At 69.7% G+C, this 14,810-nt stretch carries 13 protein-coding genes; 7 read left to right on the top strand and 6 right to left on the bottom strand.

What is annotated here, in order from left to right:
* The first annotated feature begins 7 nt into the window (after nt 1-7).
* On the top strand, nt 8-1,444 hold the full coding sequence (locus Q9G87_RS17085; RefSeq protein ID WP_305917354.1) for a S10 family peptidase: 1,437 nt from the start codon (nt 8-10) through the stop codon (nt 1,442-1,444).
* Here Q9G87_RS17085 and Q9G87_RS17080 read toward each other — a convergent pair.
* The 5 genes from Q9G87_RS17080 to Q9G87_RS17060 form a co-directional block, all read right to left on the bottom strand.
* Nucleotides 1,403-2,323: a hypothetical protein gene (locus Q9G87_RS17080; RefSeq protein ID WP_305917353.1), complete on the bottom strand. Its 921-nt coding sequence runs from the start codon at nt 2,321-2,323 to the stop codon at nt 1,403-1,405. The genes Q9G87_RS17085 and Q9G87_RS17080 overlap by 42 nt on opposite strands.
* On the bottom strand, nt 2,314-2,733 hold the full coding sequence (locus Q9G87_RS17075) for a peptidase inhibitor family I36 protein (RefSeq protein WP_305917352.1): 420 nt from the start codon (nt 2,731-2,733) through the stop codon (nt 2,314-2,316). Before Q9G87_RS17075 ends, Q9G87_RS17080 begins: the two co-directional genes overlap by 10 nt.
* Before the next feature lie 253 nt (nt 2,734-2,986).
* Nucleotides 2,987-3,757, bottom strand: coding sequence for an SDR family NAD(P)-dependent oxidoreductase (locus Q9G87_RS17070; protein ID WP_305917351.1), 771 nt, complete (start codon nt 3,755-3,757; stop codon nt 2,987-2,989).
* A 67-nt stretch (nt 3,758-3,824) separates the two neighbouring features.
* Nucleotides 3,825-4,835, bottom strand: coding sequence for a DUF4432 family protein (locus Q9G87_RS17065; RefSeq protein ID WP_305917350.1), 1,011 nt, complete (start codon nt 4,833-4,835; stop codon nt 3,825-3,827).
* Nucleotides 4,832-5,998, bottom strand: a complete 1,167-nt coding sequence (locus tag Q9G87_RS17060; protein ID WP_305917349.1) for a DUF4185 domain-containing protein — start codon at nt 5,996-5,998, stop codon at nt 4,832-4,834. The genes Q9G87_RS17065 and Q9G87_RS17060 overlap by 4 nt, the downstream gene beginning before the upstream one ends.
* A 132-nt stretch (nt 5,999-6,130) precedes the next feature.
* Between Q9G87_RS17060 and Q9G87_RS17055 the strand changes: the two genes are divergently transcribed.
* The 4 genes from Q9G87_RS17055 (at nt 6,131) to Q9G87_RS17040 (ending at nt 11,438) form a co-directional block, all read left to right on the top strand.
* Entirely contained in the window at nt 6,131-7,741 is a 1,611-nt protein-coding gene (locus tag Q9G87_RS17055; RefSeq protein ID WP_305917348.1) for an ABC-F family ATP-binding cassette domain-containing protein, read from the top strand.
* Nucleotides 7,742-7,805: 64 nt separating this feature from the next.
* Nucleotides 7,806-8,615 (top strand): hypothetical protein, encoded by an 810-nt coding sequence (locus Q9G87_RS17050; RefSeq protein ID WP_305917347.1) that lies wholly within the window; start codon nt 7,806-7,808, stop codon nt 8,613-8,615.
* A 111-nt stretch (nt 8,616-8,726) separates the two neighbouring features.
* On the top strand, nt 8,727-10,208 hold the full coding sequence (locus Q9G87_RS17045; protein WP_305917346.1) for an RNA polymerase sigma factor: 1,482 nt from the start codon (nt 8,727-8,729) through the stop codon (nt 10,206-10,208).
* Between the two features lie 132 nt (nt 10,209-10,340).
* Nucleotides 10,341-11,438 carry a C40 family peptidase gene (locus Q9G87_RS17040; RefSeq protein WP_305917345.1) on the top strand — a complete coding sequence of 366 codons (1,098 nt, stop codon included), beginning with the start codon at nt 10,341-10,343 and terminating at the stop codon, nt 11,436-11,438.
* Nucleotides 11,439-11,442: 4 nt separating this feature from the next.
* On the opposite strand, the gene Q9G87_RS17035 is transcribed toward Q9G87_RS17040, so the two are convergent.
* On the bottom strand, nt 11,443-11,937 hold the full coding sequence (locus Q9G87_RS17035; protein WP_305917344.1) for an inorganic diphosphatase: 495 nt from the start codon (nt 11,935-11,937) through the stop codon (nt 11,443-11,445).
* An 85-nt stretch (nt 11,938-12,022) separates the two neighbouring features.
* On the opposite strand from Q9G87_RS17035, the gene dacB reads away from it, so the two are divergent.
* Complete coding sequence (gene dacB, locus Q9G87_RS17030) at nt 12,023-13,447, top strand: D-alanyl-D-alanine carboxypeptidase/D-alanyl-D-alanine endopeptidase (RefSeq protein WP_305917343.1); 1,425 nt, start codon at nt 12,023-12,025, stop codon at nt 13,445-13,447.
* A 162-nt stretch (nt 13,448-13,609) separates the two neighbouring features.
* A complete protein-coding gene (locus Q9G87_RS17025) occupies nt 13,610-14,686 on the top strand; it encodes a zinc-dependent metalloprotease (protein WP_305917342.1) in 1,077 nt (358 codons plus the stop codon).
* Nucleotides 14,687-14,810: the final 124 nt, after the last annotated feature.

The following is a 14,810-nucleotide window of genomic DNA, read 5'->3' as shown; positions in this document are numbered from 1 at the left end:
GGGCGTTATGCCTGAAGCTACCCAGCCTGTTCCCCCGGCCGACAACCTCGTCACCACGTCCCACACCCTGCCGTCGGGCGAGGTGTACACCGCCGTCACCGGAACCATGGTGTTGCGCGAGGAGGTGTTCAGCGAAGGCACGTTCGGCGGCCTGCGGCCGAAGGCCGAGATGTTCGTCACCGCGTACACGCTGGCTGGAGCCGACCCGCTGACCAGACCGGTCACCTTCGCGTTCAACGGCGGGCCCGGGTCGTCGAGCGTGTGGTTGCATCTGGGCGTGCTCGGTCCGCGCCGGGTCGTCATGGGGGACGCGGGGGCGCTGCTGCCGCCTCCGTACGGGCTGGCCGACAACGAGGAGAGCCTGCTGAAGGTGAGCGACCTGGTCTTCATCGACCCGGTCTCCACCGGCTACTCGCGGGCCGCCGAAGGCGAGAAGGCCGAGCCGTACCACGGGTTCACCGGCGACCTGGAGTCGGTGGGCGAGCTGATCAGATTGTGGACCACCAGGAACGGGCGGTGGATGTCGCCCAAGTTCCTGGCCGGCGAGTCGTACGGGACGGTCAGGGCGGCCGGGCTGGCCGATCACCTGCAGTCGCGTTACGGGCTCTACCTCAACGGCGTGATCCTCATCTCGTCGGTGCTCGACTTCGGCACCGGGGAGTTCAACGAGGGCAACGACCTGGCCTACGCCCTCTATCTGCCGACATATGCGGCCATCGCGCACTATCACGGGCTGCATGGCGACCGAGCGCTGGCGGACGTGCTTCGCGAGGCCGAGGAGTTCGCCGACCGCGACTACCTGTGGGCGCTGGCCCGCGGCAGCCGGCTGACGCCCGAGGAACGCGCGGCCGCGGTCGCCAGGATCGCCGCGCTGACCGGGCTGAGCGAGGACTACGTCGACCGCGTGAACCTGCGGATCGAGCACATCAGGTTCTTCACCGAGCTGCTGCGCTCGCGCCGCCTGACCGTCGGGCGCCTCGACGGCCGCTTCACCGGCTGGGATCCTGACGCGGGCCGCGAGCACTTCTCCGCCGACCCCAGCATGAGCGCGATCATGGGGCCCTACAGCGCCGCGCTCAACCACTACCTCCGCGCGGAGCTGGAGTACGCCAACGACCTGCCGTATGAGGTGCTCACCTCGCGCGTTCGGCCGTGGTCGTACAAGGAGTTCGAGAATGCGCACGTCACGGTGGTCGACAAGCTGAGCGCGGCCATGCGGGCCAACCCGCACCTGCGCGTGCACGTGGCCTGCGGCTACCACGACGGGGCGACGCCGTACCACGCCGCCGAGCACACCCTCGCCCACCTGCCCGTGCCCGCCGAGTTGGCGGGCAACGTGGACGTCAAGTACTACGAGGCCGGGCACATGATGTACGTCCACGAGCCCAGCAGACTGCGTCAATCAGCCGACCTTGCCGCCTTCGTGCGCGGCGAGCACGGTTGACGCTCTTTTGAGGCGATGCTCAAGGTTGGCCCGGAGCGCGGCGAAGCGGTCGGTGTTGTCTCTGATGACGGCCCGTTGCAGCGCCGCGTCCGCCGTGTGCCAGGCGGCCACCAGCCCCGACGCCCACTTACACTGCGTGTCGGCGATCGCGGTCTGCTTCTCGTCCTCGGTCACGGTGCGTTTCTCCAGGTCCCAGCGGCTGTCGGCGATGGCCGCCTCGGGAGCCGGGTACGAGTGGCCCTCCTGGCTCATGCACGACTGCCAGCGCGTGATGGCGTTCGTCACCGACGGATTTTTGGCGGATTGCTCCAACGTGAGCGAGTCCTGCAGGGCCAGCCACGGCCAGTCCGCCTTCCGTGCGCCCCGCTCCAGGACCAGCGCCGCCCGATCCAGGCACCCTCGGTTCGCGGCGGTGCCGTACAGGCGGTGGCGGGCGGGCTTGGGCAGCTTGCCCGCCCAGGATCGGGTCGTGTCGGGAGACGGCGGCCGGGCGAGATGGTAGCCGTAACGCCGGGCCGCCTCGGTGTCCACGACGCCGTAGCGGCGGGAGTTGCCGGGTTCCACGGCGGCGATGACGGCCGGGTCCTCGGCAGGCGGCTCGATCGTGACGCCTTTCTTGCGCATGCACCGCACAACCAGGAGATTGTGCGCGTTACCTAGAATGGCCTGCTGCTCGGGAGTGGTCTTGTAGGCGTCGAACGGCAGCACCAGCTGCGCCACCGAAGTGACGGCGGACGGTGCCGACGCCTGCTGCTTGGGTTCGCCGGCGGTGCAGCCAGCGACGCCCATCAGCAGTAGCGTGCCCACGAGAAGCTCGCGGCAGCCGGTTTCCGGCGGCCAGACCCGGAAACCGGCACTCCCGGTCTTGGTCAGCCGCACCAGATGTCGAGTGAGCTGGCGCTGTTGTTGCCGACGGCGTTGTTCGCCAGGAACCCATCGTTCGAATTGTGCGTGAACGTGCTGTGGGCGCCGGTGTAGTAGGGGTGCTGCCAGAGCGTGGAGCTGCAGCCGATCCGGTTCCGCACGGAGCTCACCTCGTTGTTCATGGTGCGCCATGAATTGCTGAAGTCCCAATTCAGCCAGTTGTTGTCGGCGAAGTTGGTGTCGTCCTTGACGAAGTCGCGCCAGTGATCGACCTGGCCGCGGTTGTAGTCGAAGCCGGCGTACAGGCAGACGCGACCGCCGTAGCAGGTGGAGCGGGGGCTGGCCACCGCGGTGGCGGCGGGGACGACCACGGTCAACATCGCGGCCGCGGCGACGAAGCCGGCGGCCTTTTTGGATAGCCTCACAGGTCTCTCCTAGATCGGTGAGTCGTTTCGACCACGTGACGTAGCGTGCCGAATCGAATGCGAGCCGTTATGGCCCGGCTGATCCGGTTGCGGCTGCGCGCCCATGGTGGGTCGCGTGCCGGGCACGCCGTCACACTCGTATCAAGGGGGTGACCTGGGAGTTCTTGCTATTGACGCAACTGTTGCCAGCTTTGCAAAAGAGCGGGGGAATTGGTGGGGCGGGCTCGACCCATTCGCGTATTCAGAAAGTGGTCTATTCGGGGAGCGCCGCCGGGTTCTGCGCCAATAGGCCGCCGTCCACGCGGTGCTCCGCCCCGGTGATGAACGAGGAGCGCGGGCCGGCCAGGAACGCCACCAGCTCCGCCACCTCCTCGGGCCGGCCCACGCGGCCCAGCGGATGGGCGCGGCCCCACTGCCTGACCTGCTCCTCCTGCGACAGCTCGCCCCGCCACAGGTCCGCCGCCCAGCGCAGCATCGGCGTGTCGACCGAGCCCGGGCACACCACGTTCACCCTGATGCCGTCGGCTGCGTGGTCGAGCGCCATGGCCCTGGTCAGGCCGTTGAGCGCGGCCTTGCTCGCGGTGTAGGCGGCCACCCCTGCCTGAGAGGAGAATGCCTGCACCGACGAAATGAGCACGATCGAGCCGCCGCCGCGGGCGCGCAGCCGTGGGACGGCCGCCTTGCACGCCAGGTAGACGCCCTTGAGGTTGATGTCGAGAACCTCGTCCCAGACGTCCTCGGGCGTGTCCTCGACGGTGCCGTACCGTTGCACGCCGGCGCAGGTCACGACGATGTCGAGGCCGCCGAACCTGGTCACGGCCAGGTCCACCAGGTTGCGCATCTCGGCGGCGCTCCGCACGTCGGCGATCCGGCCGACGACGTGTTCGGTGTCGAGCGCGGCGTCCTTGTCCACCCCGCAGAACACCACGGACGCCCCGCCATCGGCCAGGCGGTCGACCACCGCCCGCCCGATGCCCATCGACCCGCCCGTGACCAGCGCCACCTTCCCGCCGAATTCGCTCATGCGCCCTCCTTCGTCGGTCGCATGAGCGAATCGCTGCTGTGTCTAATTGTTCGTTCGCTACGCTCACTCACGGCACTACCTCCGCGCGCATCCTCAACACCTTCGTCTCGTACGGGTCCAGGACGAGGGCCGTGCCGTTGGCCACCGCGGCGGCCAGGCCGTCGGTCGGCATGCTGGAGAACGGCTCGAGCCCGACCGTGTACACCCGGCCCCACCAGGGGTAGCCGGTGGACGCGCCCAGCTCCTGCCACATCCACAGGTACGGCAAGAGGGACGCATCCCACTCCACCCGCATACCGATATCCCCCGAAATTTCGTACCAACCCTCGTCAAAGCCGGTCAGGTAGACGATGTCGCTCGGCGACCCCGGCTCCTGCACCACGCTGAGGTCGGTCTCGCCCCCTTGGTCGGCGGGCACCCTCGGCCACACCCACGGCCCGCCCGCGCGGACTCTGCGGCCGGCCGGATTGATCGCCGTCGGGTGCGGGACCACCCGGACGCCCTCCGGCAGCCGGATCCTCGCGCCCGGACGCAGGAAGGGGCGCCCGTAGACGATGTGCTGCCCCCACATGGCGTGCGACGTGACCGGGGACTCGTTCGTGGCCATGCCCTCGATCTCCAGCGCGGCCGTCCCCGACCGCAGCCTGAAGACCTTCTCCATCCGGTACGGCAGCCGCCTGGTCCTGACGCCGAGCCGGATCGCGACCTCTTCCTCGGAGTCCGCCACGACCTCGCAGGACCACGGCAGGCCGGCGACCTCGCCGTGCTGGGCCAGCCGCGCACCTTTGTACTCGCTCGGCGCGCCGCCGCTGGGGAAGATCTCCTGCCAGCCGCCCTCGTAGTGGTCCACGAACTGGGCGACGTCGTCGGCCGCGCCCTGGAGGTGGTCGCGCGGGTGACGCAGGCCGTGCGGGGAGAGCCAGACGAAGTCGGTGTCCGTGGGTTTGTGCAGGAACTCGACGACGTCTCCGCCCTTGTCCGGCACAACGGTCACGCGGAGCCGCTCGTTCTCCAGAACGACCGCCCGCAGCCCGTCGATCACGACGAGCCGCAGGCGGGCCGCCCAGTTGCGCCTCACTGGAAGGTCACGTCCAGAAAGCGCGGCCGGTAGATGGACACGTCGCGGTAGTGGTCGGTGTTCACGAAGCTGTTGACGTTGTACGAGACCACCAGCCCGCCGCCCGCGATCTCGGGGTGGGCGTGGGCGTTGTAGGTGAAGATGTTCCCGTTGGTCTCGGGGGTCGTGTAGACGTGCTGCTTGCCGGTGAACGGCCCGAAGGGCGAGCACGAGGCGTAGGCCACGATGTTGGCGCTCAGCACCTCGGTCGTGTCATGCGTGATCAGGACATATCCGGATCCGACCTTGCTGACGCTGTATTCGTTCGCCACGCCGCTCATGATCCGCGCCGAGTCGGCCTCGTTGGGCGACCAGGTGCCGTCGGCCTTGAGATACTCCCAGGCGCCCCGCAGGCTCTGGCCCTTGACGCGGGCGATGTGCATGTATTTGGGCGAGCCGAAGTCCTCCACACCGTAGATGTAGGTGTATCCGCCGTCCTTGAGTATTCCCGAGGCCCAGGCCACACCATGCCCGGACGGCAGGTCGTACACGCTGATCGGCCGGTTGAGCCGTCCCGGGGCGAACGTGGCGACTACGTTCCGGTGCCAGCGCCAGTCCCACGCGCCGGGGCCGTAGCGCTCGTACTCCTGGTAGGTGACCTCCACGACCCCGCCGGCGAGCGTTGCGTCGCCGGCCCAGTACCAGTGGTTCTGGTCGCGTGGCGGCATCACGGCGGTGGGCTTGGCGGCGGTGCCGTCGTGGATCGTCGACAGCCTGCCGTTGCGCTCGACGGCGAAGGAGTTGTTCAGGAAGACCGTGGTGCCGCCCTCCTCGACCACGGGCGGGCGCGAGCCGTCGGGGTTGACCTGGCCGAGGAAGGTGTCGGAGAAGATCCAGAGTTCCTTGCCGTTCGGCATCCTGAGTGAGTAGGTGCCGTCGGCGCCCGTCCAGTCGTCCAGCCGGCTGTTGTCGTTGCCGTAGGCGGTGAACAGGCTGGTTAAACGCGCGTTCGTGGTCGTGCCCCGGACGGTCGGGGCACAGGGGGAGGCGGCGGTGACCTGTTGTTGTTGCGGCGCGACGCTCGGCACCGGTTTGGGAGGGGCGGCCCACGCGTGCTGCGGCACGGTCGTGAGAGCGATGAACGCGATGGCCAGGGGGGCGAGGGCATTGCGGAATCGGGTCATCACTTGTTCCTTGGGGAAGGGGTGATTCCCTACAGTTCTAGTCATTAGATCACTTAGTGTCTAGGTGTCGCGGCGGACTGATCGCCGAAAAAGGTGGTGCCTGGATCGGAGCGCGGCAGCTAACCTGCCGGGATGGGCCACGTCGAAGTAGGACATTTGACATACGTGCTGCCCGACGGTCGGCCTCTGCTCAACGACGTCTCCTTCCGGATCGGCGACGGTGTCAAGGCGGCGCTCGTCGGGCCCAACGGCGCGGGCAAGACCACGCTTCTGCGGCTGATCGCCGGTGACCTGCAGCCGGTCGACGGTAGCGTCGCGAGCTCCGGCGGGCTGGGCGTGATGCGGCAGTTCATCGGCAGCGTGCGCGACGGCAGCAGCCTCCGGGACCTGCTGCTCGGCGTCGCGCCGCCCGCGGTGCGGAAGGCCGCCGAGCGGCTCGACGAGGCCGAGTTGGCGATGATGGAGCGCGACGACGAGAAGACGCAGATGCGTTACGCGCAGGCCATCGCGGACTACACCGACGCGGGCGGCTACGAGATCGAGGTGTTGTGGGACACCTGTACGGTGGCCGCGCTCGGTGTGCCGTACGAAAGGGTGAAATATCGGGAGGTGTCGACGCTGTCGGGTGGGGAGCAGAAGCGGCTCGTCATCGAGGCGCTGCTCCGCGGTCCTGACCAGACACTGCTGCTCGACGAGCCCGACAACTACCTCGACGTGCCCGGCAAGGAGTGGCTGGAGCAGCAGCTCAGGGAGACGCCCAAGACGGTGGTGCTGGTCAGCCACGACCGCCAGCTGCTCGCCAACGCCGCCGACCGGATCGTCACCGTCGAATCCGGAAACATCTGGGTCCACGGCGGCGGCTTCGCCACCTACACCGAGGCCCGCAGGGCCCGCAACGAGCGGCTCGACGAGCTGCGCAGGCGCTGGGACGAGGAGCACGCCAAGCTCAAGGCCCTGGTCAACATGCTCAAGAACAAGGCCAGATACAACGACGGCATGGCCGCCCCCTACCACGCCGCCCAGACCCGGCTGCGGAAGTTCGAGGAGGCGGGCCCGCCCGAGGTGGCGCCGAGCGAGCAGAACATCAAGATGCGGCTCAGAGGCGGCCGCACCGGCAAACGTGCGGTCATCTGCGAGCAGCTGGAGCTCACCGGCCTGATGCGGCCGTTCGACCTGGAGATCTGGTACGGCGAACGCGTCGCGGTGCTCGGCTCCAACGGCTCGGGCAAGTCCCACTTCCTGCGCCTGCTGGCGGGGGAGCCGGTCGACCACCAGGGCGCGGGCAGGTTGGGCGCCCGCGTGGTGCCAGGGCATTTCGCCCAGACCCACGCCAGGCCCGAGCTGATCGGCCGCACGCCGGTCGAGATCGTCATGGCCGAGCACGCCAAGCTGAAGAACGAGGCCATGAAGGCATTGGCCCGCTACGAGCTGGCCGGCCGGGTCGCCGAGCAGCGGTTCGAGACGCTGTCCGGCGGGCAGCAGGCGCGGCTGCAGATTCTTCTGCTGGAGCTGTCCGGGGCCACGCTGCTGCTGCTGGACGAGCCGACCGACAACCTCGACCTGGCCAGCGCCGAGGCGCTCCAGGCCGGGCTCGACGCGTTCGACGGCACGGTGGTGGCGGTCACCCACGACCGCTGGTTCGCCGCCGACTTCGACCGGTTCCTGATCTTCGGCTCGGATGGCACGGTCTACGAGTCGGCCGAGCCGATCTGGGACGAGGCCAGGGTCGTGCGGCCCCGTTAAAGAGTTGGTACGGCTGGCGCGTGTCCTCTGCCAGCCGTGCCCATGCTCGGGTTATCACGGCAAAGTGATCCCGCACAGTCGAACCGTCAGCGTACTCGCACTGGGGGCACTCGGGGCGATCTGCCTCGCAGGGTGCACGAGCGAGGAACGGCCCGTCCAACAACTCAAGCCTCTGGCCCTCAAGGAACAGGTCTCGAACATCGCCAAGTCCGCGGACGGCTACGCCGTCACCTGGGCCGGCGTGCTCAGCAACGCCAACCCGTGGCACTTCGGCGAGCACGTCGTGGCCACGATCGTCGGACAGGACGCCAAGGGCACCGAGGTCGTCCGGCTGGACCAGCCGCTCGACGCCGTGCCACCGGGTGGGTCGCTGGCCTTCACCGGGCAGGCCAGCGCCGCCGAGAAACCGGCCAAGGTGACCATCCAATACCGTCCCGCACAATGGCGGCCGGCGGCGCGCATCGCCTCGGCTTTCCAGCGGTTCCCTGTCACCCGTGCCCAGACATTGCGCCAGAAAGACGGCTCATACCTTATTACCGGATATGTAGGGAATCCGTATCAGGCATCGGCCAGCAGCCTCGTCGTGAACGCGTTGCTGCGCGACAAGACGGGCAAACTGCTGGGCGGGGGCAGCACGTTTGTGGACGACGTGAAGGCCGGGAGCCCGCCGAGGTTCATCCTCACCGTGTCGGGGCTCCCGCCGCGCGCGGACGTCGCCAGGACCGAGATCACGGCCAGGACCTGGGGTTCGACCGGCCGTCCCTACGAGGATCTGGCGCTCGGCGGGGCCATCCCCGTGCATACGGTCAAGCCCAAGAGCGAGCCGTTCGAGGTGGACCGGAGCACGCAAGTCGTATCGGTCCATAAGCAGTGATTTGCCGTATAAAGTCCGAAAAATCGGATGGGCTAATCACGCGAAATTCACATGTGTCAGCAGTGCCAAATCGGTGGAACTACTAGTTACGAATCCATTACATTCGGTCACATGACCGACCGCGCCCTGGTGGATGCGCTCCGCGCCCGCCATCCCGGCGCCCCCGCCGCGCTCTATGACGCGTACGCGGAGGACGTCTACCGCTACTGCTGGTCCCTTCTGCTCAACGCCGACAGCGCACAGGTGGCGCTCCGCGACACGTTGATCGCCGCCGAGGCGCACGCGAGCGCGCTGACCGACCCCGACCGGCTCCGCGCCTGGCTGTACGCGCTGGCCCGGGGCGAATGCCTGCGCCGCCGCGCGGCCGCGCCGCCGGGCGCCGCCGAGGCACTGGCCGAGGCGCCCGCGCTGGACGACCCCGCCGACGCCGACCTTCGGGTCATGGCGTGGAACGCGGTCCAGGGCCTGCCCGTCGCCGACCGGGAGATCCTGGAGCTGTCGATCAGGCACGAGCTGCCCGACCCCGAGCTGGCCCAGGTGCTCGCCGTCCCGGTACGCCAGGTGGAGGAGGCCATGGCGACCGCCCGCGACCACCTGCGTGACGCCATCACCGCCGAAATCCTGGCCAGGAAGGGCCCATACGACTGCCCGCGGCGGGCCGCCATCCTCTCGGGCTTCTCCGGCGAGCTCACGGCGGGCATGCGCGAGCGCCTGGTCAGGCATCTCTCGCAGTGCGACATCTGCGCGCCGCACCGCGGCCGGCAGGTCTCGGCGACCAAGGTCTTCGAGCTGCTGCCGCGCACGTCGCTGCCCGATGCGTTGCGCATCAGGGTGATGAGCTCCTTCGTCGACCCCGAGCTGCTGCCCTACCGCCGTTACGTCGCCAGGCGTACGGGCGCGCTGGGCGCGGCCGGGTTTCCCCTCCCCGCGGCCAAGAGCGTTCGAAGGTGGCCTCAGGCGCTGGCGAGCGCGCTGGCGGCGGTCGCGGCCGTGGTGGCGATAGCGGTGATCTTCCAGGTGATGGGCAGGGACGGCGTGGGCCTGTCAGGGGGCGCGACGGCCGCGGCCCCGGCGACCGGGGAGGCGCCCGAGGTCCGGGTGCCGCGGCAGAGTGAGCCCCAGAACGTGCCGATGACTGTGGAACCCGTGGTCAATCCCACGACCACGCAGCCCGTCCAGCCGCCCGGCTCGTCACCTCAGGGCACCGTGTGGCGCCCGCCGCCCATCTCCGCGTCCGAGCCCGCGCCGCCGTCGGCCGGCCCTCCGGTGCGGACACCGCCACAGCAGCAGCCAGGGCAGCCGCCACAGCAGCAACCAGGAGGGCCGCCCACGTGGCGACCGCCGGCTGGCCCGCCCGGCACCCACCCCGGCGGGCACGGTCCCCGGCCGCACCCGGGCAAGCCGCGCCCCTGCACCCGCGCCTCCTGCCCCACCCCCACGTCGACGTCGACCCCGACATCCACGCCGACTCCGACCAAGACTCCGACGCATCAGAGCTCAGCCCCGACGCCCACGGCGACACCGACCACTACGCCGGCGGAAACGACCACCCCCACGCCCGCCGGCGAGCACACGCCTGCCGAGAACGGCTAATCCCGCCCCCGGTCATCACCAAGAGCACGCCATGAAGAGCAGCGGATCCCCTCCACTCCGCCGACGTCACGTTACGTGAGCGCCGTAGCGGGAACTGTGTGCATAGAGTAACCACTGTGGTCTGGGGGACCTATGCGCACGTTCCGGGCAGGGCTGCTGGCGTGCTGCCTGTTCGTCGCGCTCTGCCCGCCGGTCCACGCCGAGCCCGCGCCATCCGGGCGTGACGTGGCGAAGGCCCGCGAAGCCGTACGAGAACGGTCGAACGACCTGGCGGCGGCGAGCGCGAAGCTGGCCACGGCGCAGTCGCGGCTCGCGCGGTTGACGGCCGAGGTGGAGCGGCTGGTCGAGGCGTACAACGGGGAGATGGTGCGGCTGCGGAACGCCGAGCAGGCCGCCTCGCAGGCCCAGGCCCGGCTGGCGACGGCCGACGCCGAGGTCGAACGGGCCAGGCAGGACGTCGCTCTGCTGGCGACGGAGACGTACGGGGGATGGGCAACGCTGGAGCCGATCATCGGCATGATCGTCGACCAGGGCGGGGCCGACGGCCGTCTGCACCGGGCAGGCGTGCTCGGGCAGCTCAGCGGCGAGCGGGCGGCGATCCTGGCCCGGCTGCGCGACGCGCAAGTGGTGGCCGCCATCCTACGCACTGAGGCGGTGAACGCCCGGGCCACGCAGCAGGCCGCCGCCGAGAGCGCTCGACAGGCGAAGATCGCCGCCGAGGCGGCCGTGGCAGGTCAGCGGCGCGAGACGCGGGTGTTGCAGGCCCGTGAGCACCGCCTGCAACAGCGGGTCGACGCGGCACGTTCCCGCGCCGAGCTGCTGGCCAGACGCCGGGAGGCGGCCAAGCTGGTCTCCGGCGGCTCGGCCTTCGGCGACGCGGCGGCCAACTGGGCGCTCACCCAGCTGGGGAAGCCGTACGTGTGGGCGGCCGACGGCCCGGACACCTACGACTGCTCAGGACTGACCATGCGGGCATGGGAACGCGCCGGAGTGCGGCTCGACCACTGGACCGGCACCCAGTGGACGTCGGGCCCGCACGTGCCGCTGGACCAGCTGCGGCGCGGGGACCTGCTGTTCTTCGCGTACAACACCAGCGACCCCACCACCATCCACCACGTCGGGATCTACGTGGGCCGCGGCCTGATGGTGCACGCGCCGCAGACCGGCGACGTGGTGCGGGTCGCCTCGATCTGGCGCGGGGACCTCGTGGGCGCCACCAGGCCCCGCTGAAGGATCAGTGATGGTGGCCGGCGTCCTTGGCGCGCTGGAAGGAGCGCTCGATCTCAGCTTCGGCCTCGGTGCGGCCCACCCAGTTGGCGCCCTCGACGGACTTGCCGGGCTCCAGGTCCTTGTAGACCTCGAAGAAGTGCTGGATCTCCAGCCGGTCGAACTCCGACACGTGGTGGATGTCCTGGATGTGATGCATCCGCGGGTCGGTGGACGGCACGCACAGGACCTTGTCGTCGCCGCCCTTCTCGTCGGTCATCCGGAACATGCCCACCGCCCGGCACGTGATGTAGCAGCCCGGGAACGTCGGCTCCTGCAACAGCACCAGCGCGTCGAGCGGGTCGCCGTCCTCGCCGAGGGTGTGCTCGATGAAGCCGTAGTCGGCGGGGTACTGCGTGGAGGTGAACAGGAGCCGGTCAAGCCTGATCTTCCCGGTCGCGTGGTCCACTTCGTACTTGTTCCGTTGCCCCTTGGGAATCTCAACGACAACGTCGAACTCCACCGCGGTTCCTCCGCTCAAGCCACCCGGGTACCCCCGGTCTGGCGTTAATGTCTCGTAGGCGAACTCAAGAGAGAGGGTAGGCGACGTGGCGCGGCACGACCGGTGGGTGATGCTGGCCACTCTCGCCGTGCTCCAGGCCCTGACGATCGTCACCGGTGTTTACGCGATGACCACCGACTTCAGCCTGGGCGCGCTGACGAGGCAGACTTCACCGACCGAACCGACGGCGTCCCCGCAGGAAGGGTCTCCTCCGCCCGTCCCCGTGGTCACCGCGGGACCTGTGCTGGCCCAGCTTTCGGCGAAGTCAGGAGACGGACCTCTCCCGACTAAGGGTACTTTGACGCGGCAGCTCACCAGCGCCCTGGGTGACGATGCGCTCGGCGACCGGGTCGGCGCCGTCGTGCTCGACGCGACCACCGGCGAGCAGGTCTTCGCCTCCAACGCCGACACGCCCATCACTCCCGCCTCCACCACGAAGATCGTCACGTGCGTGGCCGCGCTCGCCTCGCTCGGCCCCGACACCCGCCTGTCCACCAGGGTCGTCCAGGGCGCCAAGCCAGGTGCGATCGTCCTGGTCGGCGGCGGCGACCCGCTGCTCGCGGGCCCCTCGGCGAAGCCGTCGTACCCGAAGCAGGCGAGCCTCGCCACGCTGGCCGCCCGCACCGCCGCGACCCTCAAATCCCAGAACATCAAGAAGGTCACCCTCACCTACGACACGTCGTTGTTCAGCGGCCCCTCCACCGCTTCCGGCTGGAAGCCCGGCTACATCCCCGAAGGCAACGTGGCGCCGGTCTACGCGCTCGCCATGGACGAGGGCCGCCGGCACCCGCGCTACAACACACCCCGCGTCCCCGACCCGCCGGCCTACGCCGCCGCGGCCTTCGCCCGGCTCCTCGCCAAGCAGGGCATCTCCGTGTCGAAGTCCGTACGCCCGGGCAAGGCCCCCTCCGGCGCCGCCGAGCTGGGCAAGGTCGACTCCGCCCCCGTCTACGCCCTGGTCGAGCACGCGCTCACGCACAGCGACAACGACCTGTCCGAAGCTCTGGCCAGGCACGTCGCGATCAAGGAAGCCCAGCAGGCGTCGTTCGCGGGCGGCGCCAAGGCCGTGACCGCCGTGCTCCAGCGGCTCGGCGTGACCAAGGGCGTCTCGCTCGCCGACGGCAGCGGCCTGTCCACCCACAACCGCATCAGCCCCGGCGCCCTGGCCAAGCTCATCGCCCTGGCCGGCTCCGCGGACCACCCCGGCCTGCACGCCATCGCCTCCGGCATGCCGATCGCGGGCTTCTCCGGCACGCTCGGCAACGGCCGCCGCTTCACCTCCGGCGACAGCAAGGGCGAGGTGGGCCTGGTCCGCGCCAAGACCGGCACGCTCAACCACGTCAACACGCTGGCGGGACTGGCCACGACCAAGGACGGGCGGCTGGTCACGTTCGCGTTCATGGCGGATCGCGTGCCGGTGAACGCCGAGCCCGTGCTCGACCGGCTCGCCGCCATCGTCGCTCGCTCGTAGCGAGACGCTCCTTCGCGTGCTTATTGCGATCCTGCGGATCGCGGCTCAGTCGCTGGGAAGCCGGTGTCTTCCCTCGTCGTTCGGTCGCTTCGCTCCCTCTCTCCTCCTCCAGACACCGGCGCTCCTTCGCAGGTTGGGTCTGCACCACGTACGGTGGACGTTATGCAGGTGATCGACTGGGATCTGGCCGTCACGACCGGCACGCGCCTGGTGCGCCCCGGTCCTCTAGTGAGCCGGGAGGAGGCCAGGCAGGCCGTCACCGAGCTCCGCACCCTTTCACGTGAGGCCGAGGGCCACGTGCGCGAGTTCACGAAGATCCACACGGAGACCGCGCCGCAGCCCGCGACCATCGTGGACAGGCCCGGCTGGATCAGGGCGAACGTCGAGGGCTTCCGCGTGGTGCTCGAGCCCCTGACGCAGCGCATGGGCAACAGCTCCAACCCGCCTCCGGCCATCGTCACCGCCGTGGGCTCGCGCATCACGGGTGTCGAGGTCGGGGCCGTGATGGCCTTCCTCGCCTCGCGGGTCCTGGGCCAGTATGAGCTGTTCCTCCCGCCCGACCCCACCGGCCAGGAGCCCACGGGCCGCCTGACGCTCGTCGCCCCCAACATCGTCCACGCCGAGCGCGAGATGGGCGTCGACCCGCACGACTTCCGCCTCTGGGTGTGCCTCCACGAGGAGACCCACCGCGTGCAGTTCACGGGCGTGCCATGGCTGCGTGAATACGTGCGCTCGCAGATGACCGAGTTCCTGCTCGCCTCCGACCTGGACCTGCCCACGCTGCTCGAACGCCTGCGCAACGCCGCCGACACGGTGGCCGACGTGGTGCGCGGCGGCGAGGGCAACCTGATCGACGCCATCCAGTCGCCGGGCCAGAAGGAGATCCTCGACCGCCTGACCGCCGTGATGACGCTGGTGGAAGGGCACGGCGACTATGTGATGGACGCCGTGGGCCCGTCCGTGGTGCCGTCGGTGGCCGACATCCGCGCCAAGTTCGCCCACCGCCGCGAGGGCGGCTCCCGTCTGGACAAGACGGTGCGGCGGCTGCTGGGGATCGAGGTCAAGATGAAGCAGTATGCGGAGGGGTCGGCGTTCGTGCGGTCGGTGGTCGGCCGGGTGGGGATGGACGGTTTCAACAAGGTGTGGACGTCGCCGGAATCCCTGCCGACGACTCCCGAAATCGCCGACCCGGACGCCTGGATCAACCGCGTCATCGGCACCCCAGCCCTCCCCGCCTGACCCGGGCCTCCTGGCCCTGACCTGCCGGTTGGGCCTGCCCGCCCGCGTGCTCACCCCCCGCCGATGGGCTGTGGCGCGCTGGCGGGCCGCGGCGTTACGGGTGGTGGCGCGTCGGCGGGCGGCG

Source organism: Nonomuraea turcica, assembly GCF_030718205.1.
Classification (GTDB): Bacteria; Actinomycetota; Actinomycetes; order Streptosporangiales; family Streptosporangiaceae; genus Nonomuraea.
Note: the sequence above shows the minus strand (reverse complement) of the source record. Positions and strands in the feature narration are given on the sequence as shown.

What these genes read in the sequence shown, in the direction of transcription:
- Q9G87_RS17060 (WP_305917349.1), bottom strand. Translation starts at nt 5,998, where the DNA reads ATGACCCGATTCCGCAATGCCCTCGCCCCCCTGGCCATCGCGTTCATC.
- Q9G87_RS17040 (WP_305917345.1), top strand. Translation starts at nt 10,341, where the DNA reads ATGCGCACGTTCCGGGCAGGGCTGCTGGCGTGCTGCCTGTTCGTCGCG.
- Q9G87_RS17070 (WP_305917351.1), bottom strand. Translation starts at nt 3,757, where the DNA reads ATGAGCGAATTCGGCGGGAAGGTGGCGCTGGTCACGGGCGGGTCGATG.
- Q9G87_RS17055 (WP_305917348.1), top strand. Translation starts at nt 6,131, where the DNA reads ATGGGCCACGTCGAAGTAGGACATTTGACATACGTGCTGCCCGACGGT.
- Q9G87_RS17045 (WP_305917346.1), top strand. Translation starts at nt 8,727, where the DNA reads ATGACCGACCGCGCCCTGGTGGATGCGCTCCGCGCCCGCCATCCCGGC.
- Q9G87_RS17085 (WP_305917354.1), top strand. Translation starts at nt 8, where the DNA reads ATGCCTGAAGCTACCCAGCCTGTTCCCCCGGCCGACAACCTCGTCACC.
- Q9G87_RS17025 (WP_305917342.1), top strand. Translation starts at nt 13,610, where the DNA reads ATGCAGGTGATCGACTGGGATCTGGCCGTCACGACCGGCACGCGCCTG.